The sequence below is a fragment of the Bifidobacterium sp. ESL0764 genome (assembly GCF_029395515.1).
Lineage (GTDB): Bacteria > Actinomycetota > Actinomycetes > Actinomycetales > Bifidobacteriaceae > Bifidobacterium.
The window spans coordinates 1620473-1636642 of the sequence record NZ_CP113919.1 but is presented as its reverse complement, the minus strand read 5'-3'; the positions used below and the strand labels follow the sequence as shown (position 1 = coordinate 1636642).

9 protein-coding genes are annotated in these 16170 nt (G+C 48.7%); 6 read left to right on the top strand and 3 right to left on the bottom strand.

The features are described from left to right. Nucleotides 1-139 precede the first annotated feature (139 nt). On the top strand, nt 140-4867 hold the full coding sequence (locus OZX71_RS06215) for a DEAD/DEAH box helicase (RefSeq protein ID WP_277159717.1): 4728 nt from the start codon (nt 140-142) through the stop codon (nt 4865-4867). A gap of 145 nt (nt 4868-5012) precedes the next feature. Here the strand turns inward: OZX71_RS06215 and OZX71_RS06210 are convergent, their stop codons facing one another. Next, nucleotides 5013-5861, bottom strand: coding sequence for a nucleotidyl transferase AbiEii/AbiGii toxin family protein (locus tag OZX71_RS06210; RefSeq protein ID WP_277146425.1), 849 nt, complete (start codon nt 5859-5861; stop codon nt 5013-5015). Further along, nucleotides 5858-6463 carry a type IV toxin-antitoxin system AbiEi family antitoxin domain-containing protein gene (locus tag OZX71_RS06205; RefSeq protein WP_277146426.1) on the bottom strand — a complete coding sequence of 202 codons (606 nt, stop codon included), beginning with the start codon at nt 6461-6463 and terminating at the stop codon, nt 5858-5860. Before OZX71_RS06205 ends, OZX71_RS06210 begins: the two co-directional genes overlap by 4 nt. A 399-nt stretch (nt 6464-6862) precedes the next feature. Here OZX71_RS06205 and OZX71_RS06200 point away from each other — a divergent pair, with 399 nt between their 5' ends. Further along, nucleotides 6863-7819 (top strand): restriction endonuclease, encoded by a 957-nt coding sequence (locus OZX71_RS06200; RefSeq protein ID WP_277146429.1) that lies wholly within the window; start codon nt 6863-6865, stop codon nt 7817-7819. 101 nt (nt 7820-7920) lie between these two features. Beyond that, complete coding sequence (locus OZX71_RS06195) at nt 7921-9180, top strand: hypothetical protein (RefSeq protein WP_277146430.1); 1260 nt, start codon at nt 7921-7923, stop codon at nt 9178-9180. Nucleotides 9181-9208: 28 nt separating this feature from the next. Here the strand turns inward: OZX71_RS06195 and OZX71_RS06190 are convergent, their stop codons facing one another. Continuing rightward, complete coding sequence (locus OZX71_RS06190) at nt 9209-9544, bottom strand: nucleotide pyrophosphohydrolase (RefSeq protein ID WP_277146432.1); 336 nt, start codon at nt 9542-9544, stop codon at nt 9209-9211. Nucleotides 9545-9712: 168 nt separating this feature from the next. On the opposite strand from OZX71_RS06190, the gene OZX71_RS06185 reads away from it, so the two are divergent. Genes OZX71_RS06185 through OZX71_RS06175 form a run of 3 tightly spaced genes read left to right on the top strand, consistent with a single transcriptional unit; the run spans nt 9713 to nt 16077 of the window. After that, nucleotides 9713-11965 carry a DUF2075 domain-containing protein gene (locus OZX71_RS06185; protein WP_277159716.1) on the top strand — a complete coding sequence of 751 codons (2253 nt, stop codon included), beginning with the start codon at nt 9713-9715 and terminating at the stop codon, nt 11963-11965. Between the two features lie 36 nt (nt 11966-12001). Beyond that, nucleotides 12002-15073, top strand: coding sequence for an SIR2 family protein (locus tag OZX71_RS06180; RefSeq protein ID WP_277160675.1), 3072 nt, complete (start codon nt 12002-12004; stop codon nt 15071-15073). A 53-nt stretch (nt 15074-15126) separates the two neighbouring features. Further along, nucleotides 15127-16077, top strand: a complete 951-nt coding sequence (locus OZX71_RS06175) for a zinc-binding dehydrogenase (protein ID WP_277159715.1) — start codon at nt 15127-15129, stop codon at nt 16075-16077. Nucleotides 16078-16170 lie beyond the last annotated feature (93 nt).

The following is a 16170-nucleotide window of genomic DNA, read 5'->3' as shown; positions in this document are numbered from 1 at the left end:
TGAATTCGCGGACAGAGCCGGAGCGTGTAGAATGAAAGTTTGCGGACTTTGATATCGGACGGTGATATCGGCGATATCGGAGCCGGCGATCAGTTGGGATTGAATCGGCTGCGGCAGACAGCGAAAGAGGGAACGCGATTTGGATTGGCATGCGTCGGTGTATGGGTCGAGGACCGGCAGCTCGGGGGGATTCGGGCTTGGAGCGGGTTCCGGCGACGATACGTTCGGCGGGATTGCCGACCCTGACGGCGGTGTGACCTTCGGCGCCAACGAACCGGCCGTGCCCGAAAAAGTCTTGCGGCAGCGTGGCGGCAAGAGTTTCTATCGCGCTTATGAAGTCATTTCCAGCGGACGCATGCACAATCTCACCTGCACACCGGGCGAGGACGGGACGCTGTTGGCCGCATCCGTGGAGCCTGCCGACGAATTCGCGGACGATTACGCCGTGAGCGCTCGCATCGACGAGAATCACGGCGAAATCATCGATTCGGACTGCACGTGCCCGGCGTTCGGCCGTTTCGGCGCGATCTGCAAGCATGTCATCGCGCTGATCATGCAATACAACGATACGCCGCAGAAGTTCGAGGAACTCGGCAACGGCGTCGTTGCTACGGGTTCTCGAGGGAGTGTGGAGCTTGGCGCTCGCCGGCAGAGGGTCGTTCGTCGTACCTCGCGGGTGTTGCGCTCTTTTATGGAGCAGGAGGATTCGGCGCTCGCCGAACAAGCCAAGAATCGGCAGCTCGATCTCTTGAAGGAGGTCAGCAGCCGCGCTTCCGGCGACATCGGCAGCGGGGTTGCGTTGAGCCGCCACATGCCCATCGGTTCGGTCGTGCTGCGTCCGATGCTGGAGAATTCGGCGCGCGACTGGTACCTGCGTCTGCATATCGCGGTGCCGTCCAAGGGCATTTCCTACGTGGTCAAGGACGTGCGTGCGTTGGTCGAGGCCGTGCAACGCCGCGAATTCGTCACTTACGGCAAAAAGCTTGCGTTCGTGCATTCCCGCGATTCGTTCGACGAACGTTCGCGCTCGATTCTGGCTATCCTTGGCCGTGCCATCGAGATTCGCAAAAGCGTTTCCGGCGATTACGAGTTCTACCAGAGCAAGGCGGAAGCCCAGGAAATGCGGCTGAGTGACGATGAGACCGCGGAATTGCTCGATCTGTTCGTCGACGCGGACGCGACGTTGGACTATGTGCCGGTTCATGGCAATTTTGGTTCGGCCGTGCCTGTTCGTGTGGTCGATGGTGATCCTAATCTGGGTCTGGAAGTCGTTCGTGTCGATGACGAGGGTGACGACGCTGGGAATAGCGGGAATCCGCAGGATCGGCAATCTTTGGGACAAAAAGATAATAATCAGTCTCAAAAATACGGTTACGTTATCCGTCATGCCCTTAATATCCAAAAATTCATTATCGGACGCGGCTCGTCATTCGTGGTGGTAGGCAGCCCTGCAGCCGGCCATTCTCTCGCTTTGGATACTCCCGAAATTCACCGCTGTTCCAGCGTGATGACCACGAACCGGAACTTGCTCGGGGTGCTCTGCGCCGGCGACGAACGCGGGGATTTGTATTTGAGCAGCGATGATATCGAAGAGTTTTCGCGTACGGTGCTGCCCGCGCTCGACCCAGTTCCTGCAGACGGCGGGCATGGTGGCGAGAAGGTCAGCGATGCCGGCCGTGCTGGCGATGATGACAGCGCTGATAACGCGAATGGTGCAGGTAACGCTGGCGATGGTGATAATGAAAGCGAAACGGGTCATGCCGGAGAAGTCGCCAATCCCGGTAGCGGCGTTAACGGTGATGGCCGTGTTAACGACGGTAACGATGCTGACGATAATCGGAATAACAAGAGTTCCGTATCCGACGGAACCGATGCCGGCCAATCGTTGCAAGGAGCGACAGCTGGACCTGTTGCATCTGGTTCATCGCAAAACTTAACAGACGCAATCCCCGGTTCGGCATCCGTGGTGAGCGACGACCTGACGCCGGCCACCTCGCGTGGCACCTCGCATCACGGCATTGCCGTCAAACTGCCTCCTGAGCTTATCAAAATGCGCCGCGTGCCCTGCCATATCGAAACGTATCTCGACCGCGACCGCAAGGGCATCACCTGCGACGTGCAGGCCAGGTACGGCGACGAACGTTTCCATGTCTTTTCCGGCATCGGCCCGAACGAACCGGTCGCCCGCGATCGCGAAACCGAGCGCTTGGCAGTGGAGGCCGTGCGGCAGTACTTCCCGATGCCCGACGGCCCGATAGCCCGCATCGCCGAAGACAACGACAAGGCAATCTACAAGCTGCTGAACGAAGGACTGCCCGTTTTGCGCGGGCTGGGCGAGGTATTCTCCACGCCGAGTTTCGACGGACTCACCTCCTCGCCGCATCCCGTATTCAAGATCGGCCTGTCCATCAAATCCGGACTGGTCGAGATCTCGCCGATCGCCGACGAAATCGACCCGTCCGAAGTGCCGGCGCTTTTGAACAGCTATCGCAAGCGCCGCAAGTTCCACCGCCTGCGCAACGGCGCGTTCGTCAACATGGCCGACGTCGACACCAGCAAGCTCGACGAGGTCAGCAGCGACCTGGGCCTGAAGCCGGTCGATTTGGACTCCGGGGCCGTTTCCGTGCCCGCTTATGAGGCTTATTACCTCGACAACGAAGCCGACGACGAGGATAAAAGCGACGAATTCCGCAGTTATCTGAACGATCTGCGCGTCATCGATCCGAAGACCTACAAGGTGCCGAAGTCGCTCGCACACGTGCTGCGGCCCTACCAGGTCGAAGGGTTCCGCTGGCTCAATGCCGTGGCCGACAAGGGGTTCGGCGGCATCCTGGCCGACGAGATGGGCTTGGGCAAAACCGTGCAGATGCTTTCGTATCTGGTTTCGCGGCGCGACGAGCAGCGTGATATCGGCCCGAACCTCATCGTCTGCCCGGCGTCGCTGGTCTACAACTGGGCCGCGGAATGTGCCAAATTCGCCCCGGAGCTCAACGTGCAGGTGCTGGCTGGCTCCAAGGCCGCCCGTCGCGCGACGTTGAAGAATACCAAGGCGTGGTACGAGGGCAGGGAAGCGGCTGGTGCTAGTGCTGGTGTTGGTAAAACCGGAACGGGAACGGGAATCGGCTATGATGAGTCTCATGATTCCGGCTCGAAAACCAGCAAGAGCGAACGTCTGACTGTTAAGCAGCATGTCTTTAGTCAGCATGTCTCCGGGGCACAGCAGACAAGTCTCGATATTTCGATGGATGATACCGACCTTCTGAACCACAATCAGATGCTCCGTGGATCTGACGGCGAGCTACTGACTTCTAATCTGCAGGTCGCGGGAAAGAAGTCGAATCATAGTTCATCTGTTTCCATCGCGCGAGCTAATGATCCTGTCGTATCCGCATCGAGCGACGACGGCTGGCAAAGTGCTGATAGTCCGCAACCGGCCGATGATGATGAGACCGCACAGTGGGTTGCGCCGGACGTATTGATTACCTCGTACGACCTGCTGCGCCGCGATATCGACGATTACGATGGCCTCGAATGTTACTGTATGACGCTTGACGAGGCGCAATATATCAAGAACCACGCCACCAAGTCCGCCCGTGCGGTGCGAACTGTGGCCGCGCGGCACCGTTTCGCGCTGACCGGTACGCCGATTGAAAACCGGCTTTCCGAGCTGTGGAGCATCTTCGATTTCCTGATGCCTGGCATGCTCGGGGCCTACAAGCACTTCCGCGACCGCTTCGAAATGCCGATCCTCTCCGGAGACGAGAACGCGCAGCGCAAGTTGCAGGCGTTCGTCGGACCATTTATTCTGCGGCGCTTGAAGTCGCAGGTCTTGAAGGATCTGCCCGACAAGATCGAGAACGTGCTCACCGTCCAGCTCGAGGGGGAGCAGCGCAAGCTCTATGCCGCGCTCGAGCAGCAGCTGCGCGCCACCTTGAACAAGCAGCGCGACATCGAATACAAGACCGGCAAGATCCAGATCCTGGCCCAGCTCACTCGGCTGCGCCAGGCATGCTGCGATCCGCGGCTGCTGTTCAGCAACGTGGGCAGCAACGTCGTCAAGAAGGACGCGCATGTCTGGGGTATGCCCAGCCGAGAGACCGAGCGCGCCGATGATGAGCCGATCGATGAGTATATTGACGAGCTCAGCGAGACCGCCGATGCCTCGGCGAACGCGATTGTTGGGAATGACGGTTTATCCGGAGCGGGTAGAGGCTCAGCCAGTGGTTCGGATGCATCGATGGCATCGAAGACCGATGCCTCCGGCAAAGCTGTTGGTGACGGCGATGTGGCAACTATCGCAGGTAAAGCCGCAGGTAAGGCGACTGCCAAACCACGTAAGGTCACGTCTGCCAAGCTTGACGCCATCGAGGAACTAGTCGCCAGCTGCCAGGACGCCGGCCGCAAGATGTTGATTTTCTCGCAGTTCACCAGCTTCCTCGACCTGATTGCCGAGCGCCTGCGCAAGAACCACGTGGCCTACAACGTCATCACCGGAGCCACCCCCAAGCGCAAGCGCCTCGAGCTGGTCGACCAGTTCAACGCCGACGACACCCCGGTGTTCCTGATTTCGCTGAAGGCCGGCAACACGGGTCTGAACCTCACCGGCGCGTGCGTGGTCGTGCACGCCGACCCGTGGTGGAACGCCGCCGCGCAGGAGCAGGCCACCGACCGTGCCCACCGCATCGGCCAGACCCAGGACGTCAACGTCTACCAGATCGTTGCCAAGGACACCATCGAGGAGCGCATCCTGAAGATGCAGCAGTCCAAGTCCGACCTGGCCCACCGTTTCGTAGACAAGGCCGGCACCGGCTCTGCCACCGGCATCTCGAACCTCACCAAGGACGATCTGCTGCAGCTGCTGGGGTAAACGTATGATACCGGGGTACGCGAGCGAACTGCTGCTAGCGTACCTCGTGTTGTTTTTGGAATTTTGCAATTAGCATAAAAACATTAATAGTTGTGTCTAAATATGCCTGAGTTTCTTGTTATTCAGTGTAAGGCCGTTATCTAGATTATAAATTGGCCAGATTTCCTAAGGCAAGAACACTGTTGATGGTGTCTTCGAAGCTTCTGCCGATTGCGTAAGGATTCGCCTTAATATAGGGTTTCCAGATGGCCTGTCGAAGGTACTCCGAGCTTTGAAGCGTGGAGCAGATTTGCCGGTAATTATTGATTTCCGCCAAGGATTCGCGATGGTTGGCTGTATTGGTTATTGCTTGGCGGAGGGTAAGGGGATTGAGGTTTTGGCCATAACGACGATATAGAATGTCCAGATCGTAGAAATCTCGAGCTCGTCCATTCTCTGTGCCACGACGCATGATAGTTTCGAATTTCTCAGCGATAAGGGTTTCGATGGGATAAGCCTTAAGTCGGATTGTCTTGTTCTCGAATAGCGTTTCATACCCATAATCGATAGGTTCGGGAGTAATGGCATCTCCGGTTGTTAGGTCTAATTTCAGAGGTGCGTCAATACGACCGAATTGTGCGCGCAGATGTGCTCTGAAGTCGGCATACATATCCTTCTGTCGAATGGGGTCCAATCGTTCGAACGAGAATGAGAACCCGTCACCCAAGTCAATGTCGCAAATCTCTTTGATGACTTGTGTGAGATGTGTTCTTTCCATCTTGATTCCAAGGATGGTTGCGTCCAGATCCATGGTCGTACGGCTGGAAATTCCCGATAGGGAGGAAACAAGCAAGCCGCCCTTGATGATGAATTTATTCGAATAAACGCTACGGGACAGGCGTTCAAGAAAGTGGTCGAAGATGACCATTTGCAGCACTTCCTGCGCCGACAGATGGTTCTTCTGTGCCAGATTTCGTACTTTGCCGCGTAGGCTGGCGTCCTTGATTTTGGTCATAGCAATACCTCGGTGTATCTATGCAGCTCTTTTTCTACTTTTAACAGTTTCGCATATTGTGACAACTTTTTCATGTTGAGTTTTGGATCGGAAAAGTAACGTTTCAGAGCATCGGTAAAAAGCTGGATGTCAATGCTGTTTGAGTTTCTCGCTTTGAGGGCGTCGCAGATACAGCGTTCTTTGTCATAGGTCGGTACCATATTCCCTGCAGGCGTTTTTGCTTTGCTCAGCCCTATGGAATATTTTTCTTTATTTACTGTATGGAAATTGATATTCGGGAATTCTTTGTGTGCGGTGCGTGGCATATATCCTTCGGGAACGGTCAAATCGATGGTGTGTGGCGTGCGGTCGCTGAGACCATGCAACCAGAGTGCCGTGCCGTAAGAGATGATGCATCGCTTCCAACGTTTGGTGATTGTTGCTAGATCATCGATAGGGGTTTCTGGAATCGACCAGATTCCACGAGTCTCGTTGACTATTTCGCCTTTCTGGGCCAAGTAAGTCAGAAATCCTGGCGAAAATCCGGCGTTGACTATCTCGGAAGTGGAGAGGGTACCGCCTCTGGCGTTCAGCATCCTGAGTAGTTTATCGGTACGTTTCATGAGTTCCTTATTGTAGTTTGTACAAGAATAATAAAAATTTATTGTATATATTATAATATCAAACCTACATGATGATGAAATTAGTGTTGACAACATGGACCTCAACCTGACGAGCGTACACGGCTGACCCGTGGTGGAACGCCGCCGCGCAAGAGCAGGCCACTGACCGCGTCCACCGTATCGGTCAGACTCAGGACGTCAACGTTTACCAGATCGTCGCCAAGGACACGATCGAGGAGCGCATCTTAAAGATGCAGCAGTCCAAGTCCGACCTGGCCCATCGTTTCGTAGACCGTAGACAAGGCCGGCACCGGCGCCTCCGCCGGCATCTCGAACCTCACAAAGGACGATTTGTTGCAGCTGCTGGAATAGGGATTATCTAAAGGTATTATTTCATTTATGACTGATTCCGACGTTAGTGACAAGCTCATCAAACTCATACCGGTTTTGAAGGCGCATGCGATACCGTTGGCGATAGCTGTTGCCGGCATTATTCTGGTTGTCCTGTTGCTTCGCGAATTTTGGCAGCTATGGCTGAGGGGAAGAGTGCGCAAAATCTGCAACGTTGAAGTGCCTAAAGGAGTGAGAATCAGCCATTCGCGGGACGCTAATGAAATCGGCAGTTTTGTTTTGAATTACCCATTCTGGCGATTCGCCAAGAAGAATGGCACCGCCGATCGGCGGCATTCAAACAATAAAATCTGCAAGCCGAAGAGCACGCTCGAAGTAGCCGGGTTTTCATTCAAATCCAAGAATCCATTGACCTTGTACGGCCTTGTACTCGACATGCGGCGTAACGGGAATTCGATTGGTTATTCGCGTTCGGAATCTTTTAAGCGCCAGCGGGCAGTCCAGCGGGTCAAGGTGCGGCAACGCGCCACTTCGGTTCAGGCGATTGTCGACAGTTTCTCGTCGCAGCCTACCGATTTCGAGCTGTTCTGTGCTGATCTCTATCGGCATTATGGTTACCAGGTTGCGGTTACCCAGTCCAACAACGATGGTGGTTTTGATTTGAAAATGACCAAAGATGGTCACTCATACATTGCGGAATGCAAGTGCTTCGAGCCCTATCGTCATGTCGGTCTGCCGCTTTTGCGCAAGCTTGCAGGTGCCAATGAAATACAACATGCGCAAGGTCTGATTTTCATTACGACAAGCACCTATACCGCCCAAGCTGTCAAATATGCGAATGAAGCCGGTATCCAACTTGTCGACGGCAGCACTCTGGTCCAGATGTGTCAGCAAGCCTGGGGCAACGCTCTCCCACAGCAAGCCATAGATCCGAGATCTTTCGAGCTGACAGAAGGCGATTTGCTAGCCAATATTCCAGCGGATATGCAGTACAAGTTTGCATGACAGCGTTTGTTTGACGTTTAAAATACGCTTTTGCCAATTAGACAGAGATTTTATCAAATTCTTAAAAGATTATGACAGGTTAATATAGAGGAGCTTCGATAATGGCGGAAGATAATGTTCAAAATTATGACAATGCGTCTGATTTGCCTTCTGTAGTGGAGCTGCGAGCTCAAGTTAAAGCAATGCAGGTATTTGAATTATGTCCAGGAAAAGCTGGACGAATTGTCAGGGAAACGATTAAAAACACTGAGAAAAATATTGATGAACTAGTACATTTAGTAGATAAGTTTTATAATCTTCTTGGAAACAGGAACTGGATTTTTAGTGATTCGTTCCCCATCAGTGATGTAAAAGAGATTATTAATACAGATAATCCCGATGTTGCAGAAAAACGATTAATTGATTGGTATTCTTCACGCGAGCATATCGAATTACAACTGAGAATGGTACAGTCGAATCTCAATGTTAGAGAACGAATGCCATTGATTAGAAAAGCAGTAGATGATTTCTGTGATGGCAGATATTACAGTACAGTTTTTATACTTATTTCCCAGGTCGACGGTTTAGTTAATGATACTGATCCTAAAAAGCGGCGTGCCTTGTCGGCTCGTGAAAGTGATGACATGAAAGCGTATGATAGTGCGACTGCGGTTACAGAAGCGTTGCCAAGGATAAGTGAAATATATAGAAAAGGGTTCCATAAATTTTCTGGTGATCAAGTGCATGATTTATATAGAAACGGAATCATGCACGGTGAATTGATTGATTTTGACAATGTTATAGTTGCTACAAAAGCGTGGAATTTGCTATTTGCGGCTACTGATTGGGCTAAAGCTCAAAAAGAGCGAGCTCAACAATTAGCGAAACCTGCTCAAGACCCTGTAACTTTCCAAGATTTAATAAAGCTATTTGAGAAAAGTAGAAAAAATCAAGAGAGTGTGGACAAATGGAAACCCTATGAGACAGGTACTGAGGAGGAAAACCCTGATCCCAGTGGAATTAGGAAAGATAGTCGTTATTTCTTTAGTGGTTGGGAACAGAAAAACTATCGGAAAATAGCAGAACATGTAGCTAATCCTACAGAGAGAAGTATTGGTCGATTGACTTTGGAAGTTAAAGAAGAATACGCGAGTCATCCGATTCAATCGACTCATATTTTAAAAATTGAAAATGTGGCTGGAGCTTCTGCGTTTGTAACTGTGGAGCTTGAACCAGGAAATGGTGATAAGTATCAAACTCGGCTTCAATGGATTCGTGTTAAATCCATAGAGGATTATGATACGGCTTTTCCTTATGAGGATGGCACTTGGATGCTTATTCGTTGGAAAGTCGATCCTTTTAAACCGAATGCAAATATGTGATTAAGTAAAATCTTAATGAATTATTGTTTTACTGGTGTAATTGGCGATATCTTTTAAAGTTATTTTTTACTTTTTTGACGGGATATTTAGCTTTTGTTTTCTCAAGTTTATCTATGATAATTTCATCCATGTCGCAATCCAGCTTTTCGGAGAGGTCAATGCAATAAGTCAGAACGTCGGCCAGTTCCTCTTTGACGTGGTCGATATCAGGATTTGCGACATCCGGCGACCATTGGAAGCATTCGAGCAGTTCGCCGGCTTCGATACTGATGGATTTGGCGAGGCTTTCGGGTGAGTGGTATTGGTCCCAGTCACGTTTGCGATTGAAATCTCGGATTGCTTGAATGGTGAATTCACTGATCATGCTTAACAAGCGTACTCGGTTTGCTTTGGAACGACGACAAAGAAGTCCTGATGGAATTACCTTTTATAAGCTGGCGTAGAGAGTTACGCACATTTTTAAATATGAATAATTCTTTTGCATCGGAGTGTCGCGACGGAAAAGCTAGCAGTATTGCGCAATAATTGATACATGAGAAATGATGTTCAAGAGCCGATCATTGTGAAGTTGCCATATGGCGATGCGGATTCCGAAGATTTCAAAGCTGCGACTGTGCTGCATAAGGATTCTCGCGATTCCATAGTTGAAGGCATGTTTTTACAGCAGAAGCCTGAGCTGATGCACTTCGTGCTTGGATATCCGACGGTTTATGTAGTAAGTTCCAATCCTGAAGACAAAGCCGTCTGGGAGAATAAACACACAGGGAAACTCGAATATACCGTTTACGTAGGTGAGACGAACGACATTGTTCATCGTACTTCTCAGCATCTTAACGACGATCCGAAAACGCGAGAAGATTGGGAGTCGGTTGCCCAGGCTGTAGAGAAGGATAGCGATTCGTATTTGCAGTATGTCATCGGGCATCCGGAATTTAACAAGTCGTTGACACTGGACGTTGAAAATCGTTTCATGCACTATATGTCGAGCACGGATTCGGTTAAAAAACTTATTAATGGGCGAACGAACGCACAGGGCGATTATTACACGGAGAAGGATTTCAACAAGATTTTCTCCAAGATCTGGCTTGAGTTGCATGATGATAATCCGGAACTTTTCCCGGCAGAGCAGATTATCCGTGATTCTGCTTTGTTCAAGGCTTCGCCGTTTCATAAGCTCAGTCATGAACAGATTGAGGCTGAGGAATCAATTTTGGCACAGCTTTCGGCGATTTTGGCGGATAAAAGCGTTGAGGCCCAAGGCAAGGAACAAAAGCCGAAACTTATTTTTGTGGAGGGTGCTGCAGGTACCGGAAAGACAGTGTTGCTGAGCCATTTGTTCTATCGCATTTATACGGAAGTCGAGGATGCGCGGGCTCAGCAAGCCGATGTAGAAAACAAGCAGGCTGAATCACAGCGGGCAGATAAAGACTATCCTGCGTATATTTTGGTAAATCATAACGAACAGGTCACTGTCTACAATCAAATTGCTACCAAGCTGGGTTTGCAGAAGAAGTTTGATCAAGTAGTGATGAAGCCGACCAAGTTCATCAACCGTTTCAGTAAGCCCATGCATGGCAGCAAGGGTCGTGGCGATCCCAATAAGCCTGACGGTAAGGCCGATATCGTATTGGTCGATGAGGCGCATCTTCTGTTGACGCAAGGTGACCAGGGATATTCGGGTAAGAACCAGCTTTATGATTTGTTGCGTCGAGCTAAAGTGGTCATCGCTGTTTTCGACCCGAAGCAGATTCTTCAAGCCAAGCAGAAGATGAATGCCGCGACTTATCAGCAGCTTTTTCCGAAGAAAGAAATTGAGAACGGAAGCCAGACGCATACTGGCAAGATTGAAGCTGCAAAAGTTGTCGAACTCGGGCCGGATGAAGATTTACCGCCTCTGAAAACAGATGTTGCGCATATTCGTATGGAGCATCAGTTCCGTATGGCTGCCAGTCAGGAAATGATTGATTGGATTGACGATTTTGCCGACAACGGGCATATTGGCAAGCTGCCGGTCGATCCAGGTGAACGTGATCTTGAGGCAGAAGCTAAAGCCGGAGATGGAAAGATTCGTTGGAAGCGTAAGCCTTATGAAGTCAAGGTTTTCGATTCGCCCGTTGAACTATTCAAGGCTATTCAAGAGAAGGCCGAGCTGAAGCCCGATGGATGGAATGGTCAGGGTCTTTCACGTGTGCTTGCGACATACGACTGGAAGTATTCGTCTAAATCTCCTAATAGCACCGACCCAAATGGCTTCTGGAATGTAGAAATGTATAGTGACGCTGATGGTCTTTGGAAGTATGGTTCAAAGCCGGGTCTGCCGAAATTCAGTCCGATCGAGTATACCGAAGACACGGATACGTTCACCAAGAATGGTTATTACAAGCATTGGAAAAGCAGAACGACGGAGGATTACTTCTGCCAGCCGTGGAATTACCAGCTCACTGATCTGACCGAGTCAAAGCGAGTGGGCAATGAATTGGCGTGGGCCGAGCAGCCGCACACCATCAATGAGATAGGTTCCACCTTTACCATTCAAGGTTTCGATCTTAATTACGCCGGCGTCATCATTGGCCCGTCAGTAGGCTACAAGGATGGCCACATCACTTTCGATCCAGACGAGAGTGCCAACTACTTGGCGAAGCCCGATCGCAAAGATTTAGGCGATACGTCAGCCGAAAATCTCTTCCGAAATGAGTTAAGTGTCCTCCTTAAGAGAGGTGTTCATGGGTTGTATTTGTTTGCAATGGATAAGTCGATTTATAAGGAATTAAGTCAAAAAATTTAGTGTCGTATTCGTTTAACGGGGAAGGAACTTTCGGTGATGGTCAGAAAAATTATGAATGAAAAGTTAAGTCGTGATGCATGTTTTGTTGTTGGGGCAGGACTAACGTCAGCTGCTGTGGGCAAGGATTCGCCCTTAGCCTCATGGACGAACCTTATTCAAGACGGTATAAACCATTTAGAAAAAATGCGAGACTTAGACAAATCTGGTGCCGCTGCACTTAGAACTCTGCTCTTTGAGGCTGATGACAGCTCGTCTCTATTAGCTGTAGCTGATTTATTAAAAGATTCCTTTAACTCACAACAGGAATTTCGGAACTGGCTTTCAGCATTGTGCAAAAATGAGAAGATAAACAATAGTAATCTCATTGACAAGTTGCTTTACTCGGGAAAGATTATTATTACAACAAACTATGATGACATCCTTGAACGACGGGCAATCGATATTGGAATAGATGTAGTGAGTTTGACTTGGCGTGATGTTGGAAAAGTTAAATTGGCTTTTTCTAATGAAGAAATGTGTATTTTCCATATTCATGGATACTATAAAGATCCTGCGTCAATTATTTTCACTTCTGATGAATACGAGAAATTAGCTTCGTCAAACGGAAGCGAAATTTTCCAATCTCTTTTGATGACACGTCAGTTGATTTTCTTAGCGGTTGGCGAGGGGATACGAGATTTAGATTTTACTTCACAGTTTGAGACTTTCATGATTTTTGCTGAAACCGGAGAAAATAACGATTTGTTTTTGTGCAGTTCTCGTGATTTAGGAAAAAGCCAAATTATATGTAAAGATTATCAACTTCAAGTAGTCCCGTATGGAAACCGTTATACTGAATTGCCTCAATTCATAGATAATTTACTGTTACAGAGTCAGCGTGAACAGCAGGATCTAAATATAGAAAAACGATTAGAAAAAGGTACAGGTGATTATAAAGAGATTTTTTCAATTAAAAATGGGGCTGACTTAATATGTCCTTGTGGGTTTATTCGGAAGCGACCTACGCTTTTTTCTACTGAAAAAGAAAGAAAAAAAGATTACGAAAGTGGTGCTTTTAATCGAATATCTTCGAAGGAAATAATCAAATGTAAGCCTTCGGTAATTCTGATTTCTGCACAAGGGGTTAATTCTGGTCTGACAACAGCACTTTTGACTATTGCAGCTGAAAATCATGATAAAACTAAAAATGACATTATCAATTTATCATACAAAACTTGTTCTAATGATCTTGAGTCAGCGATTAATGAAAGATTGGCAAGGCCTGGTGTCGACCCTAAGTCGCTTCTTATTACAATTGATGATGTATTAACTACCGATAATCAGAAAAAGGCTTCAATTCGTACAGCGAAATCGTTTCTAAAAAGTTTAAAGAGTATCCAGCCTTTCAAATGTTTTCTTGGCTGTAGAGACAGTCAGCTTCAAGAAATTTTTCAGTTATTAAATGAGTGTGGCATCGAATATTCAACATATTATCTAGATTCAGTACGTAAAAAAGATATCAATCGCTTGGCTAAAGTATGTTTGCATGAATCCACTGAAGATGGAGATAACTATGCACAGATTGTATACGACACAATGGGAAGAATGAATCTCCCTAGAACCTATATGAATGCAGAATTATTGTTGTCTATTGTTAAATCAAGTCCAGATATTGTTGCTACTGCATCGTCCCAAGCAATTCTTCTGCAAGCCTTTTGTGATAAGTTAGCTAAACTTGTTGGGGATCGTATTCTAGGGACTAATATAACGCCTAGAGATATTCATAGGGTTCTTGCTAAAATTGCTGAAACAATGATTCGTAAAGATGTACAAGTAATCGAAAAAAGTGAAGTTAATCGAATAGTTGTAGATTTTTTCAAAAAGCAAAATATCGAGACCAATTCAGACGACTTTCTCAGTCTTCTTACACAAGTTCATATTTTTTCAGAGTTTAACGATAAAGCTACTAAACATGACATGTTGCTTTTTTCCAGGGCTTCGTATCTTCTGTTATATGGTGCTCTTTTCGTAAAACCATATAACATAGGTAAATCAGGTGAAGAATTTTTGGATTATTTATTATCCAATAGTTTGCATTATGCAAATGTGATTGAAATGTTCACCGAACTTGATGGCACAAGTAGTAAAGTTCTTAAAAACGTGGTTGTTGAATATGAAAAAGTTGAGAAAGAATATTTGGGGAAAGTAAAAGTTGATTTTTCTGAGATAGCTCCATCTGACATTTCTGATAACGCGGAGATGGTAGATGGTCGTGCAATGGATCCAATAGAGGCTGAAGCCGAAGCTGATTCTTTATTGGATATTTCGAATGGTTCCCAATTTTTAGTTGATCAAGTTTTTCAAGCCTCTGACTCCGATGATTTTAGTCAAAAGGGAATTTACATTTCTACTGAAAAATTTAACGATTCGTTGGAAGATAAATGGTTTTTTGTTCTAAATTTTTTATCTTTGATAACGAAATGGTCAAACTATCTTGATGAACAGGATGACTGCTGGAGAAACGTTGCTTTACAAGAAATTGTATACGGCTGGGGAATGTTCTTTCTGCTTTATCGTAATTCCCCAGAGGCGAAGAGGGCTCTTTTATCTGCTATTAAAAAGATAAGTGCTGATGAAAAACCGATTGATTATACAGATTACCAGCTTTATTCGTATATAGAAGCGTCTTATTGGTCCTTTCTTTGTATGGAGATTTCAAACAACCTAGCTACTGAGAGGCTTGGTTCCTTAATAAACGATATTATCTCTATAAACCAAGAGTGCTCGGATTATAAAACTCGCTGTCCCAATATTCTTTCTTGTTTTATCTTTATACTTGCGACTCGGCCAAATAAATGGAAGGAAATATGTAACTCTCTAATTAAAAGTATGTCTTCCATATTAAATCAACCTATTTTATTTAAACTGATTAAAAATTTATTGTCGCAAATGTACATAACTGGTTTTGATTTGCAGAATCGTTTAATGGATGATCGAGATCTTAACGGGATTCTTTCTCTATTCGATAGTTTGCAACTACCGTCTGATAATGAGAACCGTGGGTTGGATTTGAAAAATTTGAAACTACAAAGGAAGAGATATCAGTCCAAAAAACCTATGGAAGAATGATATAAAATATTAAGAGCAGCTTTCTTCAATAAATGATTATATTATCTATGTCTATGAAAGCATGGAGATTTTACGGGACTAACAAGCCGCTGAAGCTGGAAGAGGTGCCGGAGCCGCGTGCCTTGGCCGGCGAGGTCATCGTCGACACGAAGGCGGTTGGGTTGTGCCACACGGATGTCGGGTTCCTCACCGATCCGGGCTGGATGAAGGGCCACACCGTTCCGTTCACGCTCGGCCATGAGGACGCGGGCGTCATCAGCGAGGTCGGCGAGGGCGTCGAAGGCTTCAAGGTCGGCGACCGTGTCGCAATCTGCCCGACCACTTCGGCCGGCACTCCTGGTGGTGGCTTCGACGGCGGCTATGGTGAGAAGATCGCGATCGGCGCGCAGGCGCTGGTGCCGATTCCCGCTTCGGTCGACTTCGTCAAGGGTGCGGCGGCGACGGACGCGGGCATGACCTCGTACCACGCCGTCGCCACGCGCGCGGCCGTCAAGAAGGGCGAGGACGTCTGCATCATCGGCGTCGGCGGGCTGGGTCAGATCGGCGCTCGCGTCGCGTACTTGCTCGGCGCGAACCTCTACGTCGCCGAGGTCAAGGAATCCGCGTGGCCGATGGCCAAGGATCTGGGCGCCATCGACGTGAAGAAGTCCATCGACGAGTTCGCGGTCGAGGGCGTCAAGTTCGACAAGGTCATCGATTTCGCCGGCTTCGGTACCACCGCGGCCCAGGCGGTCGAGGCGTACAAGACGCACGGCACCGTCGTGCTCGTGGGCATGGGACGGCTGGAAAGCACCATCAACACCAAGGCGCTCATCATGAGCCAGGTCAACCTGCTCGGCTCCAACGGCGGCACGAAGGACGACATCGCCGGCGTCTACAAGCTCATGGAGTCCGGCGACCTCGACCCGGTCACCACCAAGATCTCTTTCGACGAGATTCCCGAAGGCTTGAAGAAGCTCCAGGCCGGTGATGTCCGCGGTCGCTTGGTCGCGGTCTACGAGTGAGCGAGTTGATTCGTGGTTCCAGGCTCTGCTAAAGTTGTTAACTGATTAAGCTGGGCAGTGTCCAGTTCGCGAAGCCGCCGGTCGATGCAGCCG

Coding starts and splice junctions, on each gene's coding strand:
- OZX71_RS06175 (WP_277159715.1), top strand. CDS start 15,127: ATGAAAGCATGGAGATTTTACGGGACTAACAAGCCGCTGAAGCTGGAA.
- OZX71_RS06210 (WP_277146425.1), bottom strand. CDS start 5,861: ATGACCAAAATCAAGGACGCCAGCCTACGCGGCAAAGTACGAAATCTG.
- OZX71_RS06190 (WP_277146432.1), bottom strand. CDS start 9,544: ATGATCAGTGAATTCACCATTCAAGCAATCCGAGATTTCAATCGCAAA.
- OZX71_RS06185 (WP_277159716.1), top strand. CDS start 9,713: ATGAGAAATGATGTTCAAGAGCCGATCATTGTGAAGTTGCCATATGGC.
- OZX71_RS06200 (WP_277146429.1), top strand. CDS start 6,863: ATGACTGATTCCGACGTTAGTGACAAGCTCATCAAACTCATACCGGTT.
- OZX71_RS06195 (WP_277146430.1), top strand. CDS start 7,921: ATGGCGGAAGATAATGTTCAAAATTATGACAATGCGTCTGATTTGCCT.
- OZX71_RS06180 (WP_277160675.1), top strand. CDS start 12,002: ATGGTCAGAAAAATTATGAATGAAAAGTTAAGTCGTGATGCATGTTTT.
- OZX71_RS06205 (WP_277146426.1), bottom strand. CDS start 6,463: ATGAAACGTACCGATAAACTACTCAGGATGCTGAACGCCAGAGGCGGT.